Here is a 26508-nt window from a genome sequence, read left to right on the forward strand (position 1 = left end):
TATTTGTTACAGTTGCCTACAGCAACTCCATATGAACTCACCCCTGCCTGACCCTCAACAATTTATTTCCGACAAACGAAGGAAGTATGAAATCACTGCTGTATTTCTGGTGGGCATCGGCAAAATCATCTTCATGGATTTACTCCAATGGCGACTTCCATTTATAGCTATTGTCATTATTGGATGGACTATATATGTAGTCAGGCAAAGCAGAAGAGTAAAAGGAATACTTCATTATTGGGGCTTTCGCCTGGACACTTCAAAGAAGTAGCTCTCAAAATTCTACCCTTTGGTACTATTTCTGTTATCACATTCTTTGTTGTTGGCTACAAGCTTGATACTATCAACCTGAGCTGGCATATAATTCCAATCTTAATTCTCTATCCTATTTGGGGCATCATTCAACAATTTCTTGTTATAGGTTTAGTGGCAGGAAATCTGCAGCACTTAAAAGCAAAGCGGCCAAATACCTTTATAACTATTACAGTAACGGCTATACTTTTTGGCTTAATGCATTATCCTGATTACTGGTTGATGGCCGGCACATTTATCCTCGCTTTACTGTACGGCTATATATATCAACGTTCCCGAAATGTATATGTACTGGGATTGTTCCACGGATGGCTCGGTGCATTATTTTATTACACAGTGGTGGGTCGCGATCCATTTGTTGAGGTCTTTGGAAGATTATTTTTATGATCAAATTCAATTGTCTCGGGATTAATCTCAAGGCATGGTATAGGGAATGCTAGTGAAACAGCAAATTTTCAATACCAGTAGGTTATAAATCTAACGCTGCGGGCACATATGCTCTTGTAGTAGTTTTCTCAGATAAACTTTCGGAGATAAGGACGCTGTAATGAAACAATATTACCACCTACCCACAACGCTTCCCATTGATGTGTACAGATATATACTGCAATTAGCGACACATTATTACAAGCACTTGAATTTTTATTTTTATTACTGTCAAAAGCGGCCTTAAATTGTAGATTTGCGGCGTCTTGTCTATATGAAATCAGTATTTACTTTGTTGGCAGCTATATTCGTTGCCCTTTCAGGCAATTGTCAGTGTATGAACGGCTTTGAAAAGCTGTATCCAGAGCGCTCCGTAGACTATTCACTTGATTTTGGGAAGTCAGTCTCGATGTACGACAACTACCTCGCAGTGGGTGTTCCTGACAGCGACACGGTAGGTCGTCAATCAGGTATAGTTTACATCTACGAGAAATCAAATGATACGTGGGTAAAGATTGCATCAATGATTGCATCTCAGCCTGTTGTCAATCTTCGGTTGGGGATAAGTGTTAAGCTCTCGAAAAATTATCTTCTAGTTTCAGCGGAAGCAAATGGCGGTCAAGTTCTGCTTTATAAGAAGCCAGCATCAGGATGGGCGTCCGCAACAGAGTTCAGTACTCTCTCAGTACCCGGAACTGCATCTTTTGGTACCGCCTATTTTCACCCCGTTGACATTTCGGTTGATGAAAATACTATTGTAGTGGCGGATGCCTTGAAAGCCCATAATTTTAATCCTACAACTATCGCGGGTAGTCTCTTTGTTTTTCATAAAGACCCCGGTATATCCTGGAGTAATGCTATATCGCCATTGGAAATAAAAGCTACATACAATGTTTCAGACTTCGGAAGGACCGGGGTATATATTTCAGGAAACAGAATTATTACAGGTACACCCTTTACGCCTTCGGCCCACGGCAATATATTCATATATAACGACCCTTCAGGAAGTTTTTCAAACTTCACTCTGGAGGCACTGCTATCTCCATCTACAAACTATAGTGCTTGGGTGGATAATCTTGTGGTGCTGGAAGATGGAATCATGTGGTCAGCGTCCGGAGGTGGTCAGCTGCAACTGATGTATTTCGAAAAACCTGTCAGTGGAAATTGGGGAAATGCGACACCAACCTATATACTTGATCCGGACGGCCAAACATTGATTCCAAATGCAAGCTCACTCCGTCTTGCTACAAATGGTACTGATCTATACGCAGCCAGTAAGAATGTATTCGGAAGTACAACTTTGACATGGTTGAAAAAAGGAGCTACTGGCTGGGCCGCTCCAACCTGGCAAACAATCGATACGAGATCATCCACGGTTAGCCGATACGGGCTCGTAATTGCTGCAAATCAGCATACGGATGTCGTTGCCGGATATATACCTAATCCGAACAAGACTTCCGTATCGAACGCGATCGCCACGTATTCAAAAACATCATCTGATAAATGGGTATCGTCATCATTATATACCATACCAACGAGTACGCGTAATCATGCTTTTGGCAGTCGGATGACACTACAAGGTGATTTTGTATTTGTAAGCGCTATTCGCGACAATACTTTGAAAGCCGAAGCTGGCAAAGTATATATTTATAAAAAAAACGGCTTGCAATGGAACCAAGTGTCAACAATTATACCTAACCCAACCACCTACTCAAATGTAAATTTTGGAAGCGCTTTGGCTGCCAGTGAAAAATTCATTGCTATTGGCGCAAACAACTGGGGTGCGATAGGTCGGGTCTTCATTTATAAACGGGATCAAGACGATTGGAATAGTCCACAGTTTTTTCAGGAAATCGTAATTCCTAATCCACAGAATACAGTTATTGCCTCGGGGGACAATGTAGCGATGAGTGACCGGTGGTTGTTGATTCCGTATGGCGATCAATCCCCATCACTTGATACAAGAGTGGCGATCTATGAATATGATGGTAACTCCTGGATATACCGGCAATCAGTGTCAACGGGATATTTTAACTTGTTTTCAAAATTCACAACGGTTGGAGTTGCCATTGAGGGGGATACCTTCGTTGCTGGTGGACAGGTTTTTCAATTAGAAGCTAACAGCACATGGATAAACACGGCAAAGCTATCTCCTACTGATCCTGAGAACCTCCGATTTTCTTATCCAACCTTTGTGTTGGTTCAAAATGGATCAGACTTCGGACAGACCGTAGCTATTAAAAACAACACAATTTACATTGGAGCCCCACGCAAGGATTTTGAAGGGACATGGGATGTAGGCGCAGTATATGTATATAAATCAGGCGGTTCTTGGTCGAGCAGAACAGAATCCGTTAAGCTTCTTCCCGATATAAAACAACAAAGTGGATTCTTTGGTGCATCTGTATTTCCATCAGAAAGCTCTGTAATGGTAGGAGTACCTGTTGCAGAATTCTTCGCCAGCGCAGATCTTAATAACAATAAGCCCACAAATATACCAGGCAAGGCGATATTGTTTGAAGCAGCCGATGAATGGTGGTCATCCGCTTATCTTTCCAAAGTCTTTAAAGGAGAAATGAGTGTACGGGATAATTTTGGTATTCAGGTTGCAATGAATGAGCAAAATATATTTATCGCTTCGTCATTGGAAGATATATCAACCGGCCGAACCGCAGGAACGGTATATATTACCGATATACCACTTGCGATGAAGCCAGCGCCTCAACTTTGTAACGAGTCGGGTAGTACAATAACACTCACCGCGAAGCCATCAGGTGGTACATGGACAGGAAAAGGAATTATAGATGCTGCACTTGGTATATTTGATCCATCTATAGCAGGAACGGGATCACACGAGATTACCTACACACCCACGGGTTGCTTGTCGAGTGGAAAGATTAGCGTAAAGGTGAACGCTAAACCTCCAGCTATCATTACCGTTGATAAAGAATATTGGGTATGCCAGGAAGCCGACATTTCCATTCCATTAAAAGTAAAAGAAATAACAGACAGTGACTATCAATGGTTTTTCCGAGAAAACGATAGCCAATCTTTTATATACCTCGGCGAAGCCAGCCTTACAATGGATGCGTCCCAACGTGGTGAGTACATGGCAAAAGTCTACAATCAAGCATGCGAAACATTTTCAGAAATAATTACAATCCACAATGAATCGATCGATGTTCTCGCTAATCCGCTTGGAGAGGTTTGTGGTACTCCTCCTGAAGGGTTAGACCTTACGGCTTCACCAACCGGCGGTACATGGTCTGGCTCCGGCGTAGTAAACAACCGATTCGTCATGAATCATCTTGCTAATGGAGGCTATACTCTGTATTATAGTTATACATCTGCTCGTGGTTGCTATTATCAGAACCAAACGACCGTAAAAGTTGCCCGGCTCTCTACTCCCGTGATCAATCGTACCGGAAATTTATGCGAGCAGGGATCCGTAAAACTTTCAATTGACACTACTCCGCTTGCAGGCACTATCTATTCGTGGAGTAAACAAGAAGACAATGGAGGTGATTATTTAGAACAAGGAACGGGGAATTCATTAGAAACTTCATCACCAGGAAACTATATGGTTTCACTTAAGAAAGACTTTTGCGAGGTTGCCTCACTCGCTATTAGTATAAAAGATAATTTCTCGATGGCACTGGTCCCTGAAAACGTAAAGTCAGAAGTTTGCCATGAAAATGATTTTTCCTTCAGCGTTCCTTCCGATCCACGAGCGACATACGAATGGCTATATTCAGCCGACAATGAGCAGCCTGAAACACTTTCTGAATTGACTAACAGCATTCACCCAACAAAATCAGGGTACTACTCTGCAGTTATAAAGAAGGGAGCCTGTTCGTATACAACTTCTCCAAAGTACATCTATATACATTCAAAAGACTCTGTATTTGTTCCAAATGTATTTACGCCGAATGGTGACGGGAAAAACGATTCGTTTCAGATCACAGTACTAAGTAAAGATGACGACCAAACGGATAACGACAACGAGGACAAAGCCAGCTATACTATCTTTAACCGATATGGAAGGTCGGTTTTTTCAGCGCCAAATAACCAGGTTTGGAATGGCAACGAACTAAATACAGGAATTTACTATTGGTCCGGGGTGTACCATACCTGTAGCGGTGTGCCGGTCAAAATAAAGGGTTGGGTGCATTTAGTAAAGTGATGATCATACTTTATCAATTTCCCCGGAAAGATTATTCGTGTATGCTTCCGCTATATTTACAGTCTCTACGTACCGCAGAAGTGCCTTATTTATAGCCACTGTCATTTTTGAAATAGACATAGTTCAAAGCAGAAGAGTAAAAAAAATGCTTCTAAGAAGCGATCAAAATTGTGTCCGGCATTATTTCAATTATATCCTTTGCCTCGGAATTTAATCCCGAGGCAAGGGATATAATGTGGATGAAGCTCATTATGAAAGTCCTCCTATCAGAAGCACAACACATCAGGCTAAAAAAAAACACAAACATGAATTGCCTCGGGATTAATCCCGAGGCAATTTATAGTTTAGCCTTTTGGCATTTTTGCCATGTCCATGTAGAGAACATTCCAGCGATGGCCATCGAGGTCGCTAAAGCCCATGCCATACATCCATCCCTGATTGTCACCAGGACCATTATATACTATGCCTCCGGCATCTTTTACTTTCTTTGCAATTTCGTCTACTTCTTCGCGACTCTCTGCATCGAACGAGATCAGCACTTCGCTTGATTGCTTTGTATTCGTGATTTCGTGGTTCGTAAAACTTTTAAAAACAGGTTCTTCAAAAAGCATCACCACTACATTCTTGGTTCCAATTAGCAAGCATGCCGATATATCGGGGTTGGGAGCATTGGGGTTGAGCGGAAATCCAAGCTTTGTAAAAAACTCTTTTGACTTCGCTACATTTTTTACCGGAAGATTGATCCACAATTCTTTAGTCATTTCGTTAAGATTTAAGGGTTGAATAATATATACTATATTGCGAATCGTTGTTACTTTACCAGTAAGGCATCAAGTCTTTCGAAACCTTCCCTTACACCGCGCTCCATACCAGACTGCACCATACCATCGCGTGCTGCCACCGTTCTGAACACAGATTGCATCGTGACACGTGTGCGATTGCCAGGGAGCACTTCGAACAATGCTGTATCCAGACTTACATGGCCGCGCTCAGGCAATCCTTCAAATTCAAAAGTCTGTATAGCTCGCTCCGGTGCAGACACTTCATGTACTACACCATTAAACGCATACTCGTTGCCCTTCTCGTCAGCATGTATATATCTATAGGAACCACCCGTTCGCATATCGTATTTTTCGATGCGCATTTTCATGTTCTTCGGACCCAGCCACTGTACCACTAGGTCGGGTTCTATAAAAGCTTTGAACACCATCTCGCGTGGCGCATCAAATTCGCGGTACATATAAATGTCTTGTTTGCCTGGCTCGGCAACAACCTTGAGTTGGTTTTTTGTTGTCATCGTTTTTTGTGTTTTTTAGTTGATTGCATTTTTACTAATAGTGTATCCAGCTTATCGAATCGATGTTCCCATTGTTTACGAAAAGGCTCCAGCCAGTCGGCAACCTCTGCTAACTTCTTAACCTGTATTTCGCAGTACCTTTCTCTACCTTGATCTTTAATGATAATCAAACCGCACTCCGTAAGTATTTTAATGTGCTGCGAGATAGCCGGTCTGCTTACATCAAATTGCTCTGCTATTGTATTCAGGTTTAGCGACTTCTTTGAAATCAGATTCAAAATGTCCCTGCGCGTAGGATCTGCTATAGCCTGAAATACATCTCTTCTTGCCTGTAGTGCCATATATGTAAGTATTTGCTTACTAATATACGCGTAAGTAAACGCTTACGCAATAGTCACTACGTTTTTCTTAACATTCCGATGGCAGAATGTTCTGTTTCGTGATCTACAATACAAACATACAGTAAGAAATTTACCTGAAGGTGGGGCTAAAACGACATTATAAAAGGCTGATTGCGACAAAAAATGCTCACCGCTACATAATGCGTACTTTTGCAAGCTATATACCTCAATATATAGCTGACTTTAAAATCATAAACTATAGTATCATTACTCTATAACAATTTTATACTTATCGAGTAAGCCGGCAACTCCTGCCAAAGAGAACTTTGCTTTCTTCATTTTGTTTAATTCAGGTTCGAGTGAATAATTATAGGCAGTCCTGAAATCAGCACCTTCCAATATTGTATTTTCAAATGCTGCACTAAGCAAATCGCAATTATGGAAATTTACGTTGGTTAAATCTGCCTCTCTGAACTCCACTTCCTGAAGTTTACATTCTTTGAATGTAGTGCCCTTTATTTTTAGCTTATAAAAAGAGGAAAAATTCAAAACGCATCCTTCAAAGGAAAATGACAGCAGCATTTTACTGCACTCATCAAAGCGTAATCCTAAATGTTTGCAGTTCTTAAATTTTGCATCTCTAAACGAAGTATTCCTCAACTTAGCCATGCTGAAGTCACAACTCTCAAACTTACATTGTGAGAAGATTATTTCAGCGAGTTCAGACCCTCCGAAATTACAGTTTCGAAACGTGCAATTCTCATATTCTCCTTTAGTGAGTGGCGTCTCTGTATAATTTACTCCTTCAAAATGTTCGTCTTCGGTATAGGGATTAATCATGGAATATATAGTTTGGGCTGTGCCTTAAAATAAATAAAGCTCCAAATATAGATCTGTAACCGTTTGCAACGAACACCTTGAAACAAACTATTCGCAACCGCATTTTACCTTGGAACGACACCGCTACAGGAGTCTATTATAGATCTGTTTCTGAGCACACTAAATTTTTTAGATTTTAAATAAAATGCGTTTATCTTCAAACCTTTAAAGATTTCTTAACCATTTACTAATACCCGAACCCAATAGTTTAATGAATATTAAGAGCCGTCTTATCGTAATGAACTTTCTACAGTTCTTTGTCTGGGGATCATGGCTGATTTCCATGGGTGGCTACATGATTGTTACTCTGAAATTTACAGGCGGTCAAGTCGGCAGCATTTACGCCACCATGGGGCTTGCGTCTTTATTTATGCCATCCTTGATTGGTATTGTGGCCGACCGTTGGATAAACGCTGAGCGTCTCCTGGGTATTTGCCATCTTATTGGCGCGATGTCTTTGTTATATGCAGCACAGGTCAGCGATTACAGCACGATGTATTTCACAATGCTGGTGAACTCCATGTTCTATATGCCTACCATAGCATTGAATAATTCTGTGTCGTATGCCGTTTTACAAAAAGACGGAATTGATGTTGTCAAGTTTTTCCCACCCATTCGCGTGTGGGGTACGGTTGGATTTGTTTTCGCAATGTGGGTAATCGATCTCGGTCGTTGGTCGCTAAGCCCTATACAACTTTATGTAAGCGCGGCTTCCGGTATATTACTCGGATGCTATGCCTTTACACTACCGGCCTGTACACCGGCAAAAGTAAAAAGAGATGGATCGTTCTTGTCATATCTTGGACTGGATGCCTTTGTATTGTTTAAAAAACCGCGCACAGCCGTGTTTTTTATTTTCGCTATGTTTCTGGGAGCCGCACTACAAATTACGAATACATTTGGTGAAGCTTTTATTCACGACTTCACGGGTCAATATCCAGACTCCTTTGCTGTAAAACATCCGAGTATATTAATGTCTATATCTCAGATCTCCGAGACGTTGTTCATTCTTACCATACCTTTTTTCCTGCAGCGATTCGGAATTAAGAAAGTAATGCTGATGAGTATTTTTGCATGGGTATTGCGCTTTGGATTATTTGGATTCGGAAATCCTGGAGACGGATTTATTCTTTTAGTACTCTCGATGATTATCTATGGAATGGCGTTTGACTTCTTTAATATATCGGGCTCGCTGTTCGTCAAGAACGAAGCCGACAACTCAATTTTGTCTAGTGCCCAAGGATTATTCATGCTCATGACGAATGGTGTTGGCGCATTTCTGGGAGGAGTGATCAGTGGTTGGGTTGTCGATTATTTCACTGTGGATGGTATACGCGACTGGCAAAGTATCTGGCTCGCTTTTGCAGGATATACTTTGATCCTTGGAATTGTTTTTCCGTTCGTTTTTAAATACAAACACAATCCTTCATCAGAAATTACAGGCAGCCCAGGCGTTGCGTGAGATATCCGATATAAGAGAGTGACTCCTATAGGGAGAAATGCAAACTCCCGCAGAAAGCGCAGATTGACGCAGATTTTTTTAAATACAATCACGTATTTAGTCTGCGTTAACCTGTGAAATCTGCGGGAGATTTATTTTCAAGCTTTCTGCGTAAAATATTATTTTAGCGCCTTCAAACCGACTTATACCCTCGCATGTACGAAGCGCTACGAAAATATATCAACCATTATACTTCCTCTGAAATCCCGGATGCAGACTTTGATCTCGTATCAAAAGCATTTATACCAAAGCATTTTATTAAAAGGCAGTTCCTTTTACAAGAGGGCGACATCTGTAAGTATGGTGCTTTTATAGTGAAAGGTGCCATGCGCCAGTACTCGCTCGTGAACGGAGTTGAGAACATTGTATACTTTGGCATCGAGAATTGGTGGATGGTAGATCGCGAAAGCTATATCATGCTTACGCCGTCACAGTATAACATTGATGCTATAGAAGATTGTGATGTACTGCTGGTGACATATGAGAAAATGCAACCCCTGATTGAGTCCGTGCCGTTGATTGCTAAAATGATAAACCAAATGGACCAGCGTCATTCTATCGCGATGCAAAAGCGTATTCACAATGCGATTAGCTTAACAGCAGAGGATCGTTTCTTAGATCTCATGAAAAGCAATCCTGCGTTCCTCCAGCGGTTTCCGCAAAATATGATCGCCTCTTATCTCGGCATCACACCAGAGTCGCTGAGCCGGATCAGAAAGAAACTTGCCACGAAGTAAACAACTATGTTTAACTCATACCTATCTCACACGGTATAGCAATATTATACGCGGGCGTTATCGTATATATATAACCCGACATACCAGACTACCAAGCTTTCGAGTACGCTTATAGCGAACATTTCCTATCAAATGTCAAGTGTCGTTCTTATCATTTGATATTTAGCAGCCGCTTCTTTTCATAGATGTTTGCATCATGAAAACAGCACAACAACGATCCATAAAAGGAAGCTACAGTGGCATGAATTCAAAAGTTGGGGAACTTTTAGTGAACCGTTTACTTCCCGGTTTAAACGTCCATGCTATCGGTCCGTATGTATTTCTCGATCACCTTTATCCTACAGCACAAAAAGCTAAAAAGCCAGAGAGTCCCTCAGGCAAGTTCGCACATCCGCATCGTGGTATTGCTACGTTTACCTATATATTCAGTGGCTCGCTAGAGCATTATGACAGTCATGGAGGGCATGGTATAGTAGAAGCTGGTGGAGCTCAGTGGATGAAAGCGGGAAACGGTGTTGTACATGACGAACACAACAGCCCGGAGTTCCAGCGCACAGGTGGAATTTTACATGCTTTGCAATTTTGGATCAACCTGCCTGCGGTACATAAAGCTGAGGAACCAGATTACCTGGCCGTACAAGCGAATGATATTCCTGAAATAGAATTACCGGAGCATGCGGGTACCCTCCGCGTTGTAATCGGCAGCCTCGGCGATCGGCAATCGCCTGTTAAGACCTATAGCAAACAGTATCTATACCATATCATTTTACAACCGAAGTCAAAGTTCACGCTGACGATTCCTTTAAAGCAAGAGACCGCGGCTTTTATACCAGTAGGTGAAGTAAATGTTAACGGACAAGATTTTGGGAAAAGTGAATTGGTAACATTTCACCTGGAAGATGGCGAGATAGAATTAGTCAACAGAGGTATATCTCCGGCAGACATCATTCTGTTTGGAGGTGAACAATATGCCGAGCCTATAGTAGCAGAAGGACCTTTCGTAATGAATTCACGAACTGAAATAGCCCAAGCGTATAACGACTTTTTCGCTGGCAAATATGGCACGATCACATATAAGTCAATAGAATAACAGCTCAGTAAAGGGATAAAAGATCTATGGCTATAGCTATAACACTTATCAAAGGTCAATGGTCTTTCTTACCCTTTATCATTTAAAAGCAATTTCACATCCTGCACCTTTGAATCATTAAACAAACACAAACTATATCTTTTATGAAAAATACAATTTGGAACATCGATCCAGCACATTCTGAAATTCAATTTAAAGTAAAGCATCTTGTTATCAGTACTGTTACCGGAAGCTTTACTCAATTTACAGGAGCAGCAGAGGCTACAGAAGATTTTGATGATGCAAAGATCTCATTCGAAGCGGACATTAATTCCCTCTCCACAAACAATGAGCAACGTGATGGTCACCTGAAGGGCTCAGATTTTTTTGACGCAGAGAAATTCCCGAAAATCAAATTCTCCTCTGTGAACTTTAGTAAGAATGGAAATGACGACTTTGAACTGGAAGGTGATCTCACTATAAAAGGCGCTACACGCAGGTTAAAACTTTCGGTAACACATAACGGTATAGCAAAAGATCCGTGGGATAATGTGAAGGCCGGTTTTGAGTTATCAGGGAAAATCAGTCGCAAAGATTTTGGTCTTACGTGGAACACGTTAACTGAAACCGGTGGTGCTGTAGTGGGTGATGAAGTAAAACTTATCGCCAGCGTTCAACTTGTAAAACAGTAATCTTCAAACTATAAATATACTTTTGTGAAAATTGGAATTATAGGTGCCGGTAATATTGGTAAAGCCTTTGCCCGCCACGCTGCCCAGGCAGGATATACCGTTGTGATCAGTAACAGTCGTGGTCCGGAAAGCCTTGCAGATATAGTACAGGAAATCGGTCACGGCATACAGGCCGTAACAACGGATGAAGCTATACAAGCCGATGTGATCTTTCTCGCGGTTAACTGGAAGCAGGTGCCCGAGGTGGTGAGCAATGTTAATCAATGGAATGGCAAGATTGTAATCGATCCTACCAATGCCATTGCTTTTCCACAATTCAAGCCGCTAGACTTAGGGAATAAAACATCGAGTGAAATTATAGCTGAACTTATTCCGGGTGCACGTGTTGTAAAAGCGTTCAACACCTTACCTGCCGCGCTATTGGCTGCAGACCCAAATGACAGCAACGGGAAACGTGTTGTATTTATATCCGGGAACGATGCTGAAGCGAAAAATATAGTAAAGGAAATTGCTAACCGTATCGGATTCGCAGATATAGATCTTGGTGATCTTTCGCAAGGAGGAAAAATCCAGCAGTTTGGCGGGCCGCTGCCCGCACTTAATCTTATCAAGCTGGAATCTAAATACTAAAAAAAATAAGCTATACATTAATCACCAGTGTAATCGTACGATGCGAATTCCACTGGTGATTACTGATGTAATAGTATATTATTTTTTCTTTTCACGTAGCAACACAAGTTGCCCAAGGTGATAACTCAGGTGAGTTGTTCTGCTGATCAGCACATTCAATTTATTTCGGTGCGGCTCATTTACAAAGGCCTCTGCAGATACTGCTTCATGACGGGTAAGCCACGCATCCAAATCCAGTTGATTGAAATTTTGCAGGAGCAATGCATTTACATCGTTCCAATATTTCTTCAGTTCTGATACTGGTGGCATCTCAAACCCTGATTTATCAGGACTTGTAATAAAAACTTGTTCCAATTGAGGATACAGTTTTTTACCAAATCCAAGTAACGGTAGTATAGCATCGTTAACTGCCGCCAAATGACCAAGTATATATATACCAGTATTCTTTCCGGGCGCTATTTCTTTTAAAAGCGCTTCCTCCGGGATAATTTCAAGAAGATCATTAATTCTGTTGACTTGTAATGTCCATGCTTTAATAAAAGTGCTCACCAGTAAGTCCTGGCCTGATACGGTTTGATCGGTGGATGTCATAATGTTTTGGGTTTAAAAAGTGTGAGGTTCTACACTCGTCCTTCTACAAAGAATCGGAAGGCATAGTTCCTTGCCAACGCATTTTAATTTTCGGTTTGCACATCTATTACAACCTCAAGTGCAGTACGCGCACACAACGCTGGTCACAGCTATTGATTGGACGGATCCAGTTTTAAACCCATCACGAGTATATCATCAGTCTGGTCGTGGGTTCCTTTCCACTCGTCCATTGTTCTTTGCAGAATATTCATCTGCTCCTTCATTGGTAAGTGATGGATCTCCAGCAAGAGTTTGTTCAATCGCTTCGATAAAAATTTCCCATTGTCTTTGCCTCCAAACTGATCTTTATAACCATCTGAAAACAAATATACCAAGGTAGGCTTGTCAATTGTGATGGCGTGTTTTTTGAAAAGGAATTCATGTTTATTTTTCACGCCACCGATAGAATGAACATCACCCTTTACCTGGAATAATCTGTTATCCTGAATATATACCAATGGATTTTTAGCTCCGGAAAATTCAAGAATTCTTTCACGCTGCCTATAGATGCATAACGCCACATCCATACCATCGTTGTTTCCGGATATATCCTGGCGTAGCGCAGTGCGAATCTCCTGATCGAGAGAATCCAATATCCGGTTGGTTTCAGTGATACCGCGGTTCACTAAACCATTCAACGCATTGATACCGATCATAGACATAAATGCACCAGGGACTCCGTGACCTGTGCAATCCACGGCAGCAAATGCTATATCACCATGATGCTCTCCATTTTTAATATCGGATAACCAATAAAAATCTCCGCTTACAGTATCGCGTGGCTGGAAAAGTATAAATGAGTTATCAAATATACCGGGATGCTGATCAATCTTCGGAAGCATCGCCTCCTGGATTCGCTTGGCGTAATTTATACTGCTCTTGATATTTTTATTCTGCTGATCAATCTTTTCATTCGTCTTGATCTTCTTACGATAGTTAATGACCAATACCGTGATGAGTGCCAGCGACAACAAGCTCCCGCCAATGATAGAGTTACGCACAAGTGCTTCCTTCTCAATTCGAGTTTCTTGTTCTTTAATACGCACGTCAGCCAACTCCTTATCTTTTTGCAAAAGATCAATGGCCATCTGACGATTCTTACTGATCGCTTCAACTTCTTTCAGCGAATCTTCTGTGACCCGAAGCGAATTTTCAATAAGGCGTAGCGAGTCATTCGTCTGCTGAAGTATTTTGGTTTGCTCGGTCAACTTTGATTGTGTTGCCCGTTTTTCAATTCCCGCTTTCGCGATGTGTTGCTGCAACTCTTTTACTTCACGCTTCTTTAACTCTTCGCTCTGTTGTGCCTTTACCAACAAATTATACTGTGCTTTATACTCTGCAGATTTTCTTGCATTTCCATCTTTGCTATAATATTCTGCCAACAGCTGATAACACTTTTGCTGTAACTCTGTATCACCTTGCGATATTGCCAGTGACAATGCTTCGTCTGCAAACTCAATGGATTTTTTATACTTCCCGGCAAGGCTATAGCTCGATGCCAGGTTCATATACTCCTCTTTTACCAGGGTACCATCCTTCAGTTGTTGCGCTGTACCTAAAGCGTTCTGAAAGTTTTCCTGTGCTTTCGAGTATTTTTTTATTTCCACATTTAGCATCCCCAGCTGATGGGAAGCTGTATATAGCAACGACAGGTCGCCTGATTTTTTAATATATACCTGTGCTTGATTTAGCTGATCGATTGCTTTGTTAGTCTCTTTTGATTCATGATACGATTTCGCGATCGCGATAGCATATTGAGATGCTTTCTTATAGTCTTTACTCTTTACTGCCTGACTATAAAGCTTAAGGTCATCAGACAAATTTGTTTGCGATTGACTGTTTGCCTGACCGAGAATGCCAAAAAAAAGAAGGATGCTAAGTGAAACACACTTAGCATTTACAAACAGGGAATTATTTCCCCGCCCGTGAAATAGATTATAGCCTGACATATAGACAAGCAATTTTGCGAACTTCCTTTGACTATATGCTGCGCAACGGTTTAAAAAACTTACACGGGCAAGATGGAAAGCAAGCATCAGACAATTAAAACTGACAAAGAGTGCTTTACAGTTCTTTTTAAGAAGAGGATCATTCGAAAAGCGAAGATCGCGATGCATAGCGGTAGGCGGTTGTTACTTTGTTCAGACGATTGGGCCGGCCATTTTTACTATCCGATTCGATGAAAGTCCAAAGCGGAGCCAATGGTTACTATAAAAGTATATTACTTTTGTGCATCTGTAAAATTTTAAGGTGATATATAATTTACAAACCCTATGATTGCAACGCTTGTCCATGTCTATGTAAAACCAGAATTTGTAGAAGCTTTCATTGAGGCTACCCGTGTGAATCATGAAAACTCGATACAGGAGCCCGGTAACCTTCGTTTCGATATCCTCCAGGACGCACAAGACACGGGAAAATTTATACTATATGAAGCGTATGCATCGGAGCAAGATGCCATTGCACACAAAGAAACCTCTCACTATTTCACTTGGAGAGACACTGTAGGTCCATGGATGGCTCAGCCACGTGAAGGTATAAAACACGCACTGCTATTTCCAACAGCGAAAAAGTAATTCATGATCACTGCTTTTAACTTTGCGACAACACCACAGCTACATTTCGGAGTTGGTAAAATTTCCGTGTTGCCCTCCTCCATCAAAGCATTTGGTTCCAGAGTGCTCCTGGTCACAGGTGCACATTCTTTCACATCATCACCTTATAGTCGCAGTCTTTTAGATCAGGTACAATCTCTTGCCATTGCCGTTGAACAATACATAATTGAAAAAGAACCTACACCTGCCATGATCGACAGTGCTGTACAAAAATTTTCAATGTTCTCTCCGGATGTTATTGTGGCGATTGGTGGCGGTAGTGTACTGGATGCTGGCAAAGCTATAGCAGCGATGCTTCCATTGAATGAATCGGTAAAAGATTACCTGGAGGGTGTGGGCACAAAGTCTGCGCACCCGGGTATAAAGATTCCATTTATTGCAGTTCCTACCACTGCAGGGACAGGAAGTGAAGCGACTAAAAATGCGGTGCTATCGGAGACCGGTGAAAACGGTTATAAGAAATCGCTTCGGCATAACAACTTTGTCCCCAACGTTGCCATTGTTGACCCTTCTTTAACGCTGAGCTGTTCGCCCGCTATAACTGCTGCGAGTGGTATGGATGCCTTTACTCAACTTCTCGAATCCTATCTTTCTACAACGGCAAATCCTCTAACGGATGCATTAGCATATAGGGGATTACAACATATTGCAAATTCTCTTTTGGTTGCATACAACGAAGGCTCTGATATACTTGCGCGTGCAGACATGGCGTTGGCTTCCTATATCTCCGGTGTCACATTGGCGAATGCCGGGCTCGGATTAGTACATGGCTTTGCTTCTTCAATTGGAGGATATTTTGAAATACCACATGGTACGATTTGTAGTTCATTGATGTTCGCAGCAAATAAAATAACGGTGCGTAAACTACGTGTAGGGAATAATGGAAATGAAGCACTGTTGAAGTACGCAGCAATAGGAAAAGTCTTTTCGAAAGCTGAAGGCAAATCGGATGATTACTATACCGATGCACTTCTGGAGTTGATTGAAACGTGGGCACACGAAATGAGTATACCGAGTCTTTCTAAAAGTGGAGTTGATCCCGCTTATTTCGAAAAAATCGTAAAGGCTACGGATAATAAAAATAACCCGGTAGCTCTTGATCGGGGCGAAATGTTTGAAGTACTCGAAATGGCAAGCTGAGTATATATAACGGCATTATATATCTTCCTGATACAAACGGCAGATTTCAGATATTCTATTCTCTAATCTCCTGAAGCTGTGAACGAATCTATATACTTTCCTTCCTGCACTAGGAAGGCCACTATCTCAGTGTTAAAACTTTTAATCGATGTTATTGAAACTTAATTGCTGTGCGGATTGTAGTTTTTATAACTGTGAGTAATTGATTGGAGCCCTTCATAACACAATGAATTCAAGGGTTTCCGCCTTTTTAAATACAGGAATGCAGCCATAAAAACTATGAAACAGATTTCGCAATCTTTTTGCAAATAATTCGGTATATTGCTAGTCATTTCTGTTTTGAGAAAAAGATAGCCCCCGCTACTCCATTCCCGACTCACAAAGATTTTTGTTACAATCATTTAAAATTGCCTATGGCCAGACCTCAAGAAACATTCAACAAGAAAGAACTAGAAAAAAAGAGACTTCAGAAAAGGAAGGAAAAAGAGCAACGCAAAGAAGATCGGAAGGCTAACGCCAAAGAAGGGAGTAGCCTGGAAGACATGATGGCTTACGTAGATGAAAATGGTAACATCACTTCTACTCCACCGGATCCTACCAAAAAGAGAGCTACGATTAAAACAGAAGATGTTGTTATCGGCTCACGTAATAATGAAGGCGCTGCATCTGTAAGCACCCGAAAAGGGAAGGTTACATTTTTCAACAGTGCTAAAGGCTTCGGCTTTATCAGAGATTCAGAAACCAAAGAAAGTATATTCGTTCGTAGCAATGGTCTCGCCACGGCTATCAAGGAAAATGATACAGTAACATTTGAAACTGAGCGCGGACTTAAAGGTCTTAATGCTATAAAAGTAAAAGTGATCCGGTAGCAAAGGATCGCTTTTCTCTTTCAGAATATGATACAAAAAAAATAACCATCTTCATCAGGTGGTTATTTTTTTAACGTGTTGAGCAACTATAATTAGTCGATAAGTCTTACGTTCACCGCATTCAGGCCTTTCTTGCCTCTCTCAACTTCATATTCAACTTGATCTTTCTCGCGTATTTCATCGATAAGTCCTGAAGAATGTACGAAGATATCTTCGTTTGAGTCGGTTGGTTTAATGAATCCAAAACCTTTGGCTTCATTAAAGAATTTTACTGTTCCTTGCATTGTTAATTTTTTAAAAAAGATAAAATAATTGCAGTAAGCATTTAGCTCTAAATAATTACCAGTAACTATCCTATTAATTTTTGTCTCGTAGACGAGACGAAGAAATAATGAATTAATTATGAAATTAAAAGATGGGATTAATAAAAAGCTATTCGATAATTACTTGTTCCCCTAAAACTTAAATACTTGTCAAATGTAGCGCTTAATATATATATATCCTAGTGAAAGTGAAAAAGCTTTTGATTATATTAAAAACCATCAGATTCTAACTCAGAGGTTACAACTGAAGTTTTGCTTCCACCAAAAGCTGAAGTTTGAACTTGGGTAATCCGCTGCAATCTTATAGCCAAGATATGTAACAGCTTCTTCAAGGGTAGCACCCTGCAAAGGGAAACGCTTCTCTTCCTTGTTTACTATATAGTAATAACCACCTTCTGAAAATAGAGTGACCTTAATATTAAGGTCACTGCTATATATATGTTGAAGTACTTCACCAACATAGCTTCTATCAATAATGCGTTGTGTCATGTGTTGTTACCCACCGTAAAGATTCGAAATTCGTATTCGTTTTAACTGGTAACGAACTTTACCCCTGACTACTAATGCAAATGACTACGCTGCTGCCAGTTTAGTAACACAAAGCGTAAACTGCTTCGAAAGTGTAAATTCATATCTGCCTGCATCCATCAACTCATTAGCTTTTTTTGATAATGATAATACATACAACAGATCCTGAGCTGTTACTGAATCCTTAATATTATTTATTGCCCTTCCTTGATATGCCTGCAGTGTAAAGGTATAACCCTTTTTCTCCTTAGGATTCAAAGACTTGAACTCATGTCCATACAATTTATATTCCTGCGGGCCTTCTTCAGAGGCGATCATAAGCTGAAGTATAGCCGGACGGTATTTACTCCAAAGTGATACATATACCTGGCTTGAGATTGAACTGAAGAATTTAGGATCCATTTTTTATTATGTGTTAAAACTTATTGCGGTTTAAGGAGGTTTGCTTGTTAGCCGAGGTAAGACTTCAAAGACTTACTTCTGGAAGTGTGACGAAGTCTGCGTGTTGCTTTTTCTTTAATCTGGCGCACACGTTCACGTGTAAGGTTGAACTTATCACCGATCTCCTCCAAAGTCATTGGATGATTTCCATTTAATCCAAAGTAATCTGAAATCACTTCCGATTCTCTTTGAGTTAACGTTGCGAGTGCACGCGACACTTCACGCTTCAACGAGTCCATTATCAATGCAGAATCCGGAGTTTCTTCGCTGCTGCTTTCAAGCACATCGAGTAAACTGTTTTCTTCACCGTTCACAAAAGGAGCATCAACAGAAACATGTCTGCCTGATACACGCATTGTGTTCTCAACTTCTTCAACTGTTACCTGCATTACCTCCGCTAGTTCTTCTGCAGAAGGCTCGCGTTGAAACTTTTGTTCCAACTCTGAAAATGTTCTTGATATCTTATTTAAAGAACCTACACGGTTCAAAGGCAAACGAACAACACGAGATTGTTCTGCCAAAGCCTGCAGTATAGATTGACGAATCCACCACACAGCATATGAAATAAATTTAAATCCGCGGGTTTCATCAAAGCGCATTGCCGCTTTTATTAGACCTACGTTTCCTTCGTTGATCAGATCACCAAGTGTTAAACCATTATTCTGATACTGCTTCGCCACCGATACAACAAATCGAAGGTTGGCTTTCGTAAGCTTCTCTAATGCTATCTGGTCACCATTTCTGATCCTTTTAGCCAGTTCAACTTCCATCTCCGCAGTGATCAGATCTACTTTACCAATTTCTTGTAAGTATTTATCCAGGGACTGACTCTCCCGGTTTGTAATCTGCTTAACGATCTTTAATTGCCTCATTGAAATGAATTTTGATTAAGTACTATAATACGTAAACTAGCTTACGAAGCATAAGGTTCAAACTGGCTTAACGCCCAACTGTTTCAATAGTTTGGCATGCCCGTATAAGGCGCCAACAAACGTACGCGCACTTTTATAAGGCAAGCCGAATTCGAGTGCAGTTTCTTTAACGATACCTGCTATTTTTCTATAGTGAACATGGCAAATATTGGGAAATAAATGGTGTTCAATCTGATAATTCAGACCTCCAACATACCACGAGAACCAACGGCTTTTATTTCCGAAGTTAGTGGTAGTGAGTAGTTGGTGTACCGCCCAATTATTTTCAAGTGTATTTGTTTCATCCGGCAACGGGAATTCTGTTCCTTCAATTACATGTGCCGGTTGAAAAATAATTGCAAGGATGAACCCGGCAATGTAGTGCATTATCACAATACCAAGTACAATCTGCCACCACACCAACGATGTAAATACAACTGGAATAACAAATATATAGCCTATATATAGAAGTTTTGATCCGATCAGGATAACCCATTCGCGGCCTATATGCATGTTGTTCTTTTTAGCAAGGCCATTCCGGTCATATTTAACTATACGTGTGAAGTCTTTAATTGACAACCACACGAGCGTCATAAGGCCGTACAAAAACCAGGCATATATAAACTGATATTGATGTATCTTTTTCCAATTTGAATGAGGTGTTAATCGCAATACACCTCTCGGGCTTACATCTTCATCTTCTTCGTGAACATTGGTATAGGAATGATGAAGAACGTTGTGCTGCATTTTCCAGTTAAAAGCATTTGCACCGATAAGGTTCATTGAATAACCGATAAGTGTATTCAACCATTTCTTTTTTGAATAAGCACCATGATTTGCATCGTGCATAACAGATAATCCTATTCCTGCGAGACCCAAACTCATGATCACAACAAGCAGTATCAGCCAGGCTGTGCCCGTTACTCCTCCACCTACAATGATACCGTAGGGTACAAAGTACAGCGCAAACATGAAAATTGTTTTGATAACCATTTCTGAGTTTGCATGCCGGGTTATTCCTTCTACTTTGAAATAGTCATTTACCCTTTTATTTAATGTGACAGAAAAATCGCGACTTGTGGATGCAAACTGTATGGTTTTCTGATTCGTCATTGACTAAATGCTAGTGTTTAATAGCGGATTTCAGCGCCAGGTAGATTAAATAAATAATAGAACCGAGACTTGTGTCTCTTTTCAATTGATAAAATCGAGTAGGAGGGATATTCTTTCAGAGAAAATGGCCTTCAGCAGGATTCAAGGAATTGAAACGCAAAGATACAAATTTTTGCTGAATAACCGTTCGATGGTCGCTGGAAGTGGCAGGAAGATCTTTGCAAGGTTTAAGGGGAAAGAGTAAACTTCTGTAGACAAATTCACTTATAGCTCGCAAAAAATCGTCTTCATCGCAGAGTCACCCTTTTTATAATTGGGGCCTGGCTTGGTAAAAAATTCATTCAACAACTTTAAATCTTCGATTTTAGACACATCAAACAACGGCTCTGGCTGTGTGCCACCTGAAAGCTGATACGCGCGCAGTAACTCGGTGTTTTTGGTACCAAGCCCATAGCATTGTGGTTCTATATGACGCAACTTTCCATTATAAACAAATTGCATCCGTTGCTTATTCCTGATCGCGTGTATAATGTGTAAATTCATGAAATACCAAATATAGCCGATTCAGATGCGATGTTCATTATTAAAATATAGTGAATCGAAAAGATAAGCGTTGGTATAACGTATAACATATGAAAAGAAAAACCATCTAAAAACAAAAACAGGAGTTCGCGTTAACGCAAACTCCTGTGTATACATTGCCACATATATATTAGTTACGATCCCAGAATGCAGGTGGTTCAATTCCCAGAGAGCGCAAGTATACATATCCTTGGCCACGGTGGTGGATCTCATTGTCAATCCAATAAAATACGGTAAAGAATATAGTGCCTTCATACAGACCGAAAGCGCGGTCTACATCCTGAAAACGATGTGGTGGAATTTGAGGCCACAGCTCGTTGATCTTTTCTGTGGTTTCATCCCAAAGCTTGAGCACTTCCGCTTTTGTACCAGGAGCGCGCCTTGAAAAGAGTTCATTTGTTTCTTCACCACTTATCCATTTACCAGTAATCACCCCTTCCAGACCAGGTACAGCCATAACAATCATCTCCATTACCAGCTCCGAAAAAGGACGCATGCCACCAATAGAATACGTAAAAAATTTATCTTCAGGATACGCCTCAATTGCTCTGCGTGTAATCCGACGGTGGCCCTGCCAGTGTTCCAACAATTGTTCTGGAGTGATCACTAGTCCAACATTTTCCTTGGTTTCAATCAAATCGTTTTTCATATACTTTGGGTTTAATGTTTTCATTAATGATGTAAAGAAACCCATGCGAAGTGACAGCCTTATGTCAGGAAGTATTTTTAATGCAAAGTTTTTTTTGAAGACTTACGTTATTGACCTTGATGAAAGCCTAATCTATAGATATAAATAATTTCAGGCTTCATTAACCATTGAAACAACGAGAGCCCTACTTATTACTTTGCAGCACTTTGAATTAAACGAATACAAGCTTCTTGGGCTCTGCGAGTTTGTTATCGCCACCACCAACATCACTCATTCAAAAAAGCCGACATCTCCCGAACGGCTAGATCAAGCTCCTTCGCACTGTTTGTCAACTTCTCTAAGAAACGATCACTGTCATTGTCTGGATGTCCGGTCTCATCGACTTCCAACTTCATTAGATGTACAAGCCCAAGAATGCGTGCCAACGGTCCTCTTACTTTATGTGAATTAAAGAATGCATACTCCAGGAGCTTTTTATTCTGAAGTTCAATCTCTTCCTTCTGTGCAAATAACTCTTCTGATTTTTTACGAATATCTGCTTCCTTTTCAGATAATTCCTGCAGCATTTTATACAACATTTGCCGCTGCGCAATCAGCTGACCGTTTAATCGTTCAAGCTCGGTATTTCGATGTGATTCGGTCTCCAGCTTTAACCGAAATTCATCTATATCGCCCCCATCCCTGTCCTTAAGTTCCCTTGTATTCACGCTCTTATACTTTACTCTAAACTCATCTATAAAAAAATTGCAAAGCTTATCTCAGGCATGGCTACTGAGAGCAATCGAGCTTCATAAATATCACATAAAGCCGTCAGGTCTCTGTTCAGCAAACATTGCCAGAGATAGGATAGAGTAGGAACAAATATAAATCTGTGAATAAAAAAATGTTGTCGGGTTTATTGCGTATCCGGTGTATCAATAATTCCCTACTGAGACCTACGTAATTATACCGAGATTTTTCTTTGCGTTAAGAAATGTAATTATCCAGTCAACCATTTCGGCTGATGCAGTTGTAGAAAGAACGGCTTGCTCCTCTTTTATTATATACTCTGAATAAAAGTCAGGATCAGCATTGGGAGCGTTGGGAGCATATACTGGTACACATTGGAGTAAATGATATTGATCATCACGTACATCAAAGACGATAACGTGATTCAAGTCATCATCCACATGATCAGAACAGAACAGCATAATTGGAAAATCGAAAAGCTGAGCGTTCATGAGTTCGGGGAATAAGTTCGCATCAAAAAATTCATACTTCAGAATTTTACTTTCCAATTTTGATTGCGCTAAAAGTTTTTGAACTTCCTTCAATCTTAGAAGCATTACTTCGTATGGAATATCATCAGGAAAGAATTTTTCAAGTGGCATCCACTGCTGTGACTTTAGTTGCAGAAATTGAATTGCAGATTTACCGATCGACAATTTATAGTCAAAGGCTGCATAACCGGGAACAAAATAGCCAGGGTAGAAGTATTGCATCGACAATCCTTTACAATACTCCATCTTCAAATAGATAAGAAATTTGCCCAGGCTATATTTACCATAGTCATGATCGTATACTGCGGCTATACCTGCTGAGCTGTCTGCACCCACATCAAAAAAACCAATGGCAATTAATTTATTGCCATCATACACGGCAGCCTCATACGTGTTGTATATATTAACCGGTGAAAAATCTGCTAGCAGTAATTGACCGAGCGTGCCCATTGGCTCAAATGGCAAATGCTTTTTATACTGGCTATAGAGCTCTTCTTTCTCCGGAGTAATTATCGCGGGTCTTATTTCAGTTCTAAAGCCTGCATTTCTCTTGAATAGTTTATCGCGGGTTTTGTCTTGAGAGAACTCATGAAGTTTTACCCGAAGCCATATAGCGCTGTAAAACTCATTCTTGAAATGAACAAAATTCGTAGTGAATATATTCTGCCTCATTCTGAACCAACCTCGTTCGAGGTAAGCATCCAACTCATGGGGCGCTAACCGTACAGGACAGCGGACCTGCGCCAACATACCTCTCTCCTTCAAATTCATAATTAACAACTATCGGATCGTGTCACCAGTGATTTCTTCTGCGAAAGAAAAGGAATTCCTTTAAATATAAAAGTATACGGCAACCAATATAGATCGGAGCCGACTGGCAAGGATGGTGAACGCAAGTTTTTCATGAAATTCCCGTATTGTTTATTACAGATGTTATGCTTAAAAATTCCAGCCCATCGAATGAACAATACGTCACTACTTCCTTTGGTGAACCGGAAACAACTTTCACACATCTCGATATCCTGGATATATATAGAGCGCGGCATAAGGCCACCGCTTTTCAATTTTTCAGTTACTTTATCTACATCTTCCGCTTTATCTGGTTGACTGGCTAAGCAATATTTTGCCATCTTTACTTCATGCACGAATCCCTACTAGCACATTTCAGGAGGTATATCTCTATCAATGATCATGAAGAAAAAATCATCTGCAAGCATGTTACACACCGTGTTGTAAACAACAAAGAATATATTTTGAAAGAAGGGCAGATTTGCCATGCAAATTATTTCATTGTTAAAGGATGTTTCCGCATGTATTTATCTACAAACACAGGCACTGAACAAATCATCCAATTTGGTATTGACAATTGGTGGATTACAGATTATACAAGCCTGGAGATGCAAAAGCCTTCCATCTATACTATACAGGCTGTGGAGGATTCAGAGATCCTTGTAATCGATAAAAGAATTCAGGAGGAACTGTTCTCAGCCATTCCGAAATTAGAACGATACTTCAGAATTATTTTGCAGCGCATTCACTCCGCCTACCTGATGAGAATTCATTATATATATAATATGTCAGGGGAAGAACGATACAATCACTTCAATGGCATGTTCCCTGAATTCGTGCAACGTGTGCCCCAGTATATGCTTGCCTCTTACCTTGGCTTTACGCCCGAATTCTTAAGCAAGATCAGGGCTCGAAAAAGCTAACCAGATTTTTCCGTTCTTGAACAAGATTAAGTTTTTTGTTCAGTCGGCATCCCTCCTTTGCATAAACAAAAAAATATCTGTTTATGGGAAAGAGAACAAAAATGAATGTAACTGTACCCGAAGGTTACGGAGTGATGATTGCCTTTGAAAAGTACCTGGCTTCCACCGAGCTTTCAACAACGCACAAGGACCTGATTAAAATCCGCGCTTCACAGTTAAATGGTTGTTCATACTGTGTTGATTTGCACGCGAAGGATGCTCGAAAGGCGGGTGAACGCGAACAACGCATTTATGCATTGACTTGCTGGAGAGATACACCATTCTTTTCGGATGAAGAGGAGGCAATTCTGGCGCTTACTGAAGAGGTGACCTTGATACATCAACGTGTGTCTGATGCTACCTATGACCATGCTGTTAAGACGCTTGGGGAGAAATATACAGCCCAGGTAATCATGGCTATTATTGCGATCAATGGCTGGAACAGAATTGGAATTGCTACGAACATGGAACCATCACTGAACTAATATACTATAGAACAAAGTTCATATGCCAAAATCCAGGCGAGGAGTATCGTATATATATCCTCCCCTGGATATTTACATTAATTAGATGCTGTCTTTTTATCCTTGGTCACAATGGAGGCCAGGATCATTCCATCCGGCATTTCCTTCGAAGAATAGTACAGATTTACCTTAGCTTTTCCTTTGGAAAGCATGAGTATATCTTTTACACTACAATGCATGCCTGTGTCTGTACCACTCACATCGGTGTATTTCCATTCCTTCAATAGCTGGTCGTTACCATCCTTAATCGAAATGTTTCTTGCTGTTCCTATTTTTCCACAATGATTATAGTATATAGCTAATTCATCGTTGGCCACACTTTCATCAAGTGATAAAGAGGGGACGCTTGCCTGCCGGGAAACATATTGCTGCAGTATCAGTTTATCATTCAAATAAACTTTGTAGCTATCAGCACCTGTATCTCCGGAGAACGAAAACAGAATTGCACTGGCAGCAATCCACATGAGCAGTTTTACTGCACGAAGTTTACTGATCGTTGGTTTCATAAAATTAAATTTAGGTGTGTAAGAAATTTGTCTGTATGACTATTACACGGTAAAGAAAGGCAGCCGGATCAGTCCAAAATAATTTGCTTGATCATCGGAATGTTTTACTTGATGATATGCCGATCGTATGCCAACGTATGCAAAACATCCTTGTTCTGAAGATATTCAGAACGTTGCTTTTGAGAATTTAATTTTTCAATATTCGCGCATGCAACCGACATTATACGATCAAATCGGAGAAGAGAATTTACGCACGTTGGTCGATCGTTTTTATGATCTTGTTTTTGAGAATGAGCAGATCTCTCATTTGTTCAAAAATGACAAGAATGAGATCAAGGAAAAACAACGTTTATTCCTGATACAATTTCTTGGCGGCCCTGACCTATATTCTGAAAAGTATGGACATCCGAGATTACGCGCGCGCCACATGCCCCATGTTATAACACAGGACGATGCCGTAGCCTGGCTCTCGTGTATGTCCGCGGCTATAACGAGTCTCACAATTGAGGAATCCATTAAGGATGAAATATTTAAGCGACTTGTCCCTACCGCGATGTTTATGGTGAATCGCCAGGAATACTGAAACGCTCACCATTTTTC

Annotated in this window: 29 protein-coding genes and 1 pseudogene; 13 read left to right on the plus strand and 17 right to left on the minus strand. The window is 40.6% G+C overall.

Features of this window, described 5'->3' with window-relative positions; genetic code table 11:
• Positions 1 to 147 precede the first annotated feature (147 nt).
• Both B5Y40_RS13525 and B5Y40_RS13530 read left to right on the plus strand, forming a co-directional pair.
• On the plus strand, positions 148 to 699 hold the full coding sequence (locus B5Y40_RS13525) for a CPBP family intramembrane glutamic endopeptidase (protein WP_079687332.1): 552 nt from the start codon (positions 148 to 150) through the stop codon (positions 697 to 699).
• A gap of 376 nt (positions 700 to 1075) precedes the next feature.
• Positions 1076 to 4921: a T9SS type B sorting domain-containing protein gene (locus B5Y40_RS13530; RefSeq protein ID WP_159453701.1), complete on the plus strand. Its 3846-nt coding sequence runs from the start codon at positions 1076 to 1078 to the stop codon at positions 4919 to 4921.
• Between the two features lie 344 nt (positions 4922 to 5265).
• Here B5Y40_RS13530 and B5Y40_RS13535 read toward each other — a convergent pair whose 3' ends face one another.
• From B5Y40_RS13535 to B5Y40_RS13550, 4 genes are all read right to left on the minus strand, one after another.
• Positions 5266 to 5682 carry a VOC family protein gene (locus B5Y40_RS13535; RefSeq protein ID WP_079687334.1) on the minus strand — a complete coding sequence of 139 codons (417 nt, stop codon included), beginning with the start codon at positions 5680 to 5682 and terminating at the stop codon, positions 5266 to 5268.
• Positions 5683 to 5732: 50 nt separating this feature from the next.
• Positions 5733 to 6218, minus strand: coding sequence for an SRPBCC family protein (locus B5Y40_RS13540; protein WP_079687335.1), 486 nt, complete (start codon positions 6216 to 6218; stop codon positions 5733 to 5735).
• On the minus strand, positions 6215 to 6559 hold the full coding sequence (locus B5Y40_RS13545; protein ID WP_079687336.1) for an ArsR/SmtB family transcription factor: 345 nt from the start codon (positions 6557 to 6559) through the stop codon (positions 6215 to 6217). The genes B5Y40_RS13540 and B5Y40_RS13545 overlap by 4 nt, the downstream gene beginning before the upstream one ends.
• Positions 6560 to 6826: 267 nt before the next feature.
• Positions 6827 to 7399 carry a pentapeptide repeat-containing protein gene (locus B5Y40_RS13550; protein ID WP_079687337.1) on the minus strand — a complete coding sequence of 191 codons (573 nt, stop codon included), beginning with the start codon at positions 7397 to 7399 and terminating at the stop codon, positions 6827 to 6829.
• Between the two features lie 250 nt (positions 7400 to 7649).
• On the opposite strand from B5Y40_RS13550, the gene B5Y40_RS13555 reads away from it, so the two are divergent.
• The 5 genes and pseudogenes from B5Y40_RS13555 to B5Y40_RS13575 all read left to right on the plus strand — a co-directional run.
• Positions 7650 to 8900, plus strand: a complete 1251-nt coding sequence (locus B5Y40_RS13555; protein ID WP_079687338.1) for a nucleoside permease — start codon at positions 7650 to 7652, stop codon at positions 8898 to 8900.
• A gap of 194 nt (positions 8901 to 9094) precedes the next feature.
• Positions 9095 to 9676 (plus strand): Crp/Fnr family transcriptional regulator, encoded by a 582-nt coding sequence (locus B5Y40_RS13560; protein WP_079687339.1) that lies wholly within the window; start codon positions 9095 to 9097, stop codon positions 9674 to 9676.
• A gap of 196 nt (positions 9677 to 9872) precedes the next feature.
• Positions 9873 to 10766, plus strand: a complete 894-nt coding sequence (locus tag B5Y40_RS13565; RefSeq protein ID WP_079687340.1) for a pirin family protein — start codon at positions 9873 to 9875, stop codon at positions 10764 to 10766.
• A gap of 143 nt (positions 10767 to 10909) precedes the next feature.
• Complete coding sequence (locus tag B5Y40_RS13570) at positions 10910 to 11437, plus strand: YceI family protein (protein ID WP_079687341.1); 528 nt, start codon at positions 10910 to 10912, stop codon at positions 11435 to 11437.
• A gap of 18 nt (positions 11438 to 11455) precedes the next feature.
• A pseudogene (locus B5Y40_RS13575) lies at positions 11456 to 12067 on the plus strand (NADPH-dependent F420 reductase); the annotation flags it as partial.
• 78 nt (positions 12068 to 12145) lie between these two features.
• On the opposite strand, the gene B5Y40_RS13580 reads toward B5Y40_RS13575, so the two are convergent.
• Both B5Y40_RS13580 and B5Y40_RS13585 read right to left on the minus strand, forming a co-directional pair.
• Positions 12146 to 12658 (minus strand): DinB family protein, encoded by a 513-nt coding sequence (locus tag B5Y40_RS13580; RefSeq protein WP_079687343.1) that lies wholly within the window; start codon positions 12656 to 12658, stop codon positions 12146 to 12148.
• Between the two features lie 149 nt (positions 12659 to 12807).
• A complete protein-coding gene (locus B5Y40_RS13585; RefSeq protein ID WP_159453702.1) occupies positions 12808 to 14517 on the minus strand; it encodes a SpoIIE family protein phosphatase in 1710 nt (569 codons plus the stop codon).
• Positions 14518 to 14970: 453 nt separating this feature from the next.
• On the opposite strand from B5Y40_RS13585, the gene B5Y40_RS13590 reads away from it, so the two are divergent.
• The 3 genes from B5Y40_RS13590 (at position 14971) to B5Y40_RS13600 (ending at position 17321) form a co-directional block, all read left to right on the plus strand.
• Positions 14971 to 15273, plus strand: coding sequence for an antibiotic biosynthesis monooxygenase (locus tag B5Y40_RS13590; protein ID WP_079687345.1), 303 nt, complete (start codon positions 14971 to 14973; stop codon positions 15271 to 15273).
• 3 nt (positions 15274 to 15276) lie between these two features.
• A complete protein-coding gene (locus tag B5Y40_RS13595) occupies positions 15277 to 16452 on the plus strand; it encodes an iron-containing alcohol dehydrogenase (RefSeq protein WP_079687346.1) in 1176 nt (391 codons plus the stop codon).
• A 413-nt stretch (positions 16453 to 16865) separates the two neighbouring features.
• Positions 16866 to 17321 carry a cold-shock protein gene (locus B5Y40_RS13600; RefSeq protein ID WP_079687347.1) on the plus strand — a complete coding sequence of 152 codons (456 nt, stop codon included), beginning with the start codon at positions 16866 to 16868 and terminating at the stop codon, positions 17319 to 17321.
• A 92-nt stretch (positions 17322 to 17413) separates the two neighbouring features.
• On the opposite strand, the gene B5Y40_RS13605 is transcribed toward B5Y40_RS13600, so the two are convergent.
• The 10 genes from B5Y40_RS13605 to B5Y40_RS13650 form a co-directional block, all read right to left on the minus strand.
• Positions 17414 to 17605, minus strand: a complete 192-nt coding sequence (locus tag B5Y40_RS13605) for a cold-shock protein (RefSeq protein WP_079687348.1) — start codon at positions 17603 to 17605, stop codon at positions 17414 to 17416.
• A 270-nt stretch (positions 17606 to 17875) separates the two neighbouring features.
• Positions 17876 to 18133: a hypothetical protein gene (locus B5Y40_RS13610; protein ID WP_079687349.1), complete on the minus strand. Its 258-nt coding sequence runs from the start codon at positions 18131 to 18133 to the stop codon at positions 17876 to 17878.
• Between the two features lie 84 nt (positions 18134 to 18217).
• On the minus strand, positions 18218 to 18574 hold the full coding sequence (locus B5Y40_RS13615) for a hypothetical protein (RefSeq protein ID WP_079687350.1): 357 nt from the start codon (positions 18572 to 18574) through the stop codon (positions 18218 to 18220).
• Between the two features lie 47 nt (positions 18575 to 18621).
• Entirely contained in the window at positions 18622 to 19485 is an 864-nt protein-coding gene (locus B5Y40_RS13620; protein ID WP_079687351.1) for a sigma-70 family RNA polymerase sigma factor, read from the minus strand.
• 57 nt (positions 19486 to 19542) lie between these two features.
• Positions 19543 to 20637: a fatty acid desaturase family protein gene (locus B5Y40_RS13625; RefSeq protein ID WP_079687352.1), complete on the minus strand. Its 1095-nt coding sequence runs from the start codon at positions 20635 to 20637 to the stop codon at positions 19543 to 19545.
• A 264-nt stretch (positions 20638 to 20901) separates the two neighbouring features.
• Positions 20902 to 21180, minus strand: a complete 279-nt coding sequence (locus B5Y40_RS13630) for a WYL domain-containing protein (protein ID WP_143785768.1) — start codon at positions 21178 to 21180, stop codon at positions 20902 to 20904.
• Between the two features lie 169 nt (positions 21181 to 21349).
• Positions 21350 to 21868 (minus strand): DinB family protein, encoded by a 519-nt coding sequence (locus B5Y40_RS13635; protein ID WP_079688432.1) that lies wholly within the window; start codon positions 21866 to 21868, stop codon positions 21350 to 21352.
• A gap of 266 nt (positions 21869 to 22134) precedes the next feature.
• Entirely contained in the window at positions 22135 to 22575 is a 441-nt protein-coding gene (locus B5Y40_RS13640; RefSeq protein WP_079687354.1) for a hypothetical protein, read from the minus strand.
• A gap of 228 nt (positions 22576 to 22803) precedes the next feature.
• Entirely contained in the window at positions 22804 to 23898 is a 1095-nt protein-coding gene (locus tag B5Y40_RS13645) for a hypothetical protein (RefSeq protein WP_079687355.1), read from the minus strand.
• Between the two features lie 2 nt (positions 23899 to 23900).
• A complete protein-coding gene (locus B5Y40_RS13650; protein WP_143785769.1) occupies positions 23901 to 24257 on the minus strand; it encodes a hypothetical protein in 357 nt (118 codons plus the stop codon).
• 9 nt (positions 24258 to 24266) lie between these two features.
• Between B5Y40_RS13650 and B5Y40_RS13655 the strand changes: the two genes are divergently transcribed.
• Positions 24267 to 24839 (plus strand): Crp/Fnr family transcriptional regulator, encoded by a 573-nt coding sequence (locus B5Y40_RS13655; protein ID WP_079687357.1) that lies wholly within the window; start codon positions 24267 to 24269, stop codon positions 24837 to 24839.
• Between the two features lie 83 nt (positions 24840 to 24922).
• Entirely contained in the window at positions 24923 to 25363 is a 441-nt protein-coding gene (locus B5Y40_RS13660; protein WP_079687358.1) for a carboxymuconolactone decarboxylase family protein, read from the plus strand.
• Positions 25364 to 25440: 77 nt separating this feature from the next.
• Here B5Y40_RS13660 and B5Y40_RS13665 read toward each other — a convergent pair whose 3' ends face one another.
• On the minus strand, positions 25441 to 25908 hold the full coding sequence (locus tag B5Y40_RS13665; RefSeq protein WP_079687359.1) for a hypothetical protein: 468 nt from the start codon (positions 25906 to 25908) through the stop codon (positions 25441 to 25443).
• 208 nt (positions 25909 to 26116) lie between these two features.
• On the opposite strand from B5Y40_RS13665, the gene B5Y40_RS13670 reads away from it, so the two are divergent.
• Positions 26117 to 26491 (plus strand): globin domain-containing protein, encoded by a 375-nt coding sequence (locus B5Y40_RS13670; RefSeq protein ID WP_079688433.1) that lies wholly within the window; start codon positions 26117 to 26119, stop codon positions 26489 to 26491.
• Positions 26492 to 26508 lie beyond the last annotated feature (17 nt).

Source organism: Ohtaekwangia koreensis, assembly GCF_900167975.1.
In the GTDB taxonomy this organism is placed as follows: domain Bacteria; phylum Bacteroidota; class Bacteroidia; order Cytophagales; family Cyclobacteriaceae; genus Ohtaekwangia; species Ohtaekwangia koreensis.

What these genes read in the sequence shown, in the direction of transcription:
- B5Y40_RS13525 (WP_079687332.1), top strand. Translation starts at nt 148, where the DNA reads ATGGCGACTTCCATTTATAGCTATTGTCATTATTGGATGGACTATATA.
- B5Y40_RS13530 (WP_159453701.1), top strand. Translation starts at nt 1,076, where the DNA reads ATGAACGGCTTTGAAAAGCTGTATCCAGAGCGCTCCGTAGACTATTCA.
- B5Y40_RS13535 (WP_079687334.1), bottom strand. Translation starts at nt 5,682, where the DNA reads ATGACTAAAGAATTGTGGATCAATCTTCCGGTAAAAAATGTAGCGAAG.
- B5Y40_RS13540 (WP_079687335.1), bottom strand. Translation starts at nt 6,218, where the DNA reads ATGACAACAAAAAACCAACTCAAGGTTGTTGCCGAGCCAGGCAAACAA.
- B5Y40_RS13545 (WP_079687336.1), bottom strand. Translation starts at nt 6,559, where the DNA reads ATGGCACTACAGGCAAGAAGAGATGTATTTCAGGCTATAGCAGATCCT.
- B5Y40_RS13550 (WP_079687337.1), bottom strand. Translation starts at nt 7,399, where the DNA reads ATGATTAATCCCTATACCGAAGACGAACATTTTGAAGGAGTAAATTAT.
- B5Y40_RS13555 (WP_079687338.1), top strand. Translation starts at nt 7,650, where the DNA reads ATGAATATTAAGAGCCGTCTTATCGTAATGAACTTTCTACAGTTCTTT.
- B5Y40_RS13560 (WP_079687339.1), top strand. Translation starts at nt 9,095, where the DNA reads ATGTACGAAGCGCTACGAAAATATATCAACCATTATACTTCCTCTGAA.
- B5Y40_RS13565 (WP_079687340.1), top strand. Translation starts at nt 9,873, where the DNA reads ATGAAAACAGCACAACAACGATCCATAAAAGGAAGCTACAGTGGCATG.
- B5Y40_RS13570 (WP_079687341.1), top strand. Translation starts at nt 10,910, where the DNA reads ATGAAAAATACAATTTGGAACATCGATCCAGCACATTCTGAAATTCAA.
- B5Y40_RS13580 (WP_079687343.1), bottom strand. Translation starts at nt 12,658, where the DNA reads ATGACATCCACCGATCAAACCGTATCAGGCCAGGACTTACTGGTGAGC.
- B5Y40_RS13590 (WP_079687345.1), top strand. Translation starts at nt 14,971, where the DNA reads ATGATTGCAACGCTTGTCCATGTCTATGTAAAACCAGAATTTGTAGAA.
- B5Y40_RS13595 (WP_079687346.1), top strand. Translation starts at nt 15,277, where the DNA reads ATGATCACTGCTTTTAACTTTGCGACAACACCACAGCTACATTTCGGA.
- B5Y40_RS13600 (WP_079687347.1), top strand. Translation starts at nt 16,866, where the DNA reads ATGGCCAGACCTCAAGAAACATTCAACAAGAAAGAACTAGAAAAAAAG.
- B5Y40_RS13605 (WP_079687348.1), bottom strand. Translation starts at nt 17,605, where the DNA reads ATGCAAGGAACAGTAAAATTCTTTAATGAAGCCAAAGGTTTTGGATTC.
- B5Y40_RS13610 (WP_079687349.1), bottom strand. Translation starts at nt 18,133, where the DNA reads ATGACACAACGCATTATTGATAGAAGCTATGTTGGTGAAGTACTTCAA.
- B5Y40_RS13615 (WP_079687350.1), bottom strand. Translation starts at nt 18,574, where the DNA reads ATGGATCCTAAATTCTTCAGTTCAATCTCAAGCCAGGTATATGTATCA.
- B5Y40_RS13620 (WP_079687351.1), bottom strand. Translation starts at nt 19,485, where the DNA reads ATGAGGCAATTAAAGATCGTTAAGCAGATTACAAACCGGGAGAGTCAG.
- B5Y40_RS13625 (WP_079687352.1), bottom strand. Translation starts at nt 20,637, where the DNA reads ATGACGAATCAGAAAACCATACAGTTTGCATCCACAAGTCGCGATTTT.
- B5Y40_RS13630 (WP_143785768.1), bottom strand. Translation starts at nt 21,180, where the DNA reads ATGAATTTACACATTATACACGCGATCAGGAATAAGCAACGGATGCAA.
- B5Y40_RS13635 (WP_079688432.1), bottom strand. Translation starts at nt 21,868, where the DNA reads ATGAAAAACGATTTGATTGAAACCAAGGAAAATGTTGGACTAGTGATC.
- B5Y40_RS13645 (WP_079687355.1), bottom strand. Translation starts at nt 23,898, where the DNA reads ATGAATTTGAAGGAGAGAGGTATGTTGGCGCAGGTCCGCTGTCCTGTA.
- B5Y40_RS13650 (WP_143785769.1), bottom strand. Translation starts at nt 24,257, where the DNA reads ATGGCAAAATATTGCTTAGCCAGTCAACCAGATAAAGCGGAAGATGTA.
- B5Y40_RS13655 (WP_079687357.1), top strand. Translation starts at nt 24,267, where the DNA reads ATGCACGAATCCCTACTAGCACATTTCAGGAGGTATATCTCTATCAAT.
- B5Y40_RS13660 (WP_079687358.1), top strand. Translation starts at nt 24,923, where the DNA reads ATGGGAAAGAGAACAAAAATGAATGTAACTGTACCCGAAGGTTACGGA.
- B5Y40_RS13665 (WP_079687359.1), bottom strand. Translation starts at nt 25,908, where the DNA reads ATGAAACCAACGATCAGTAAACTTCGTGCAGTAAAACTGCTCATGTGG.
- B5Y40_RS13670 (WP_079688433.1), top strand. Translation starts at nt 26,117, where the DNA reads ATGCAACCGACATTATACGATCAAATCGGAGAAGAGAATTTACGCACG.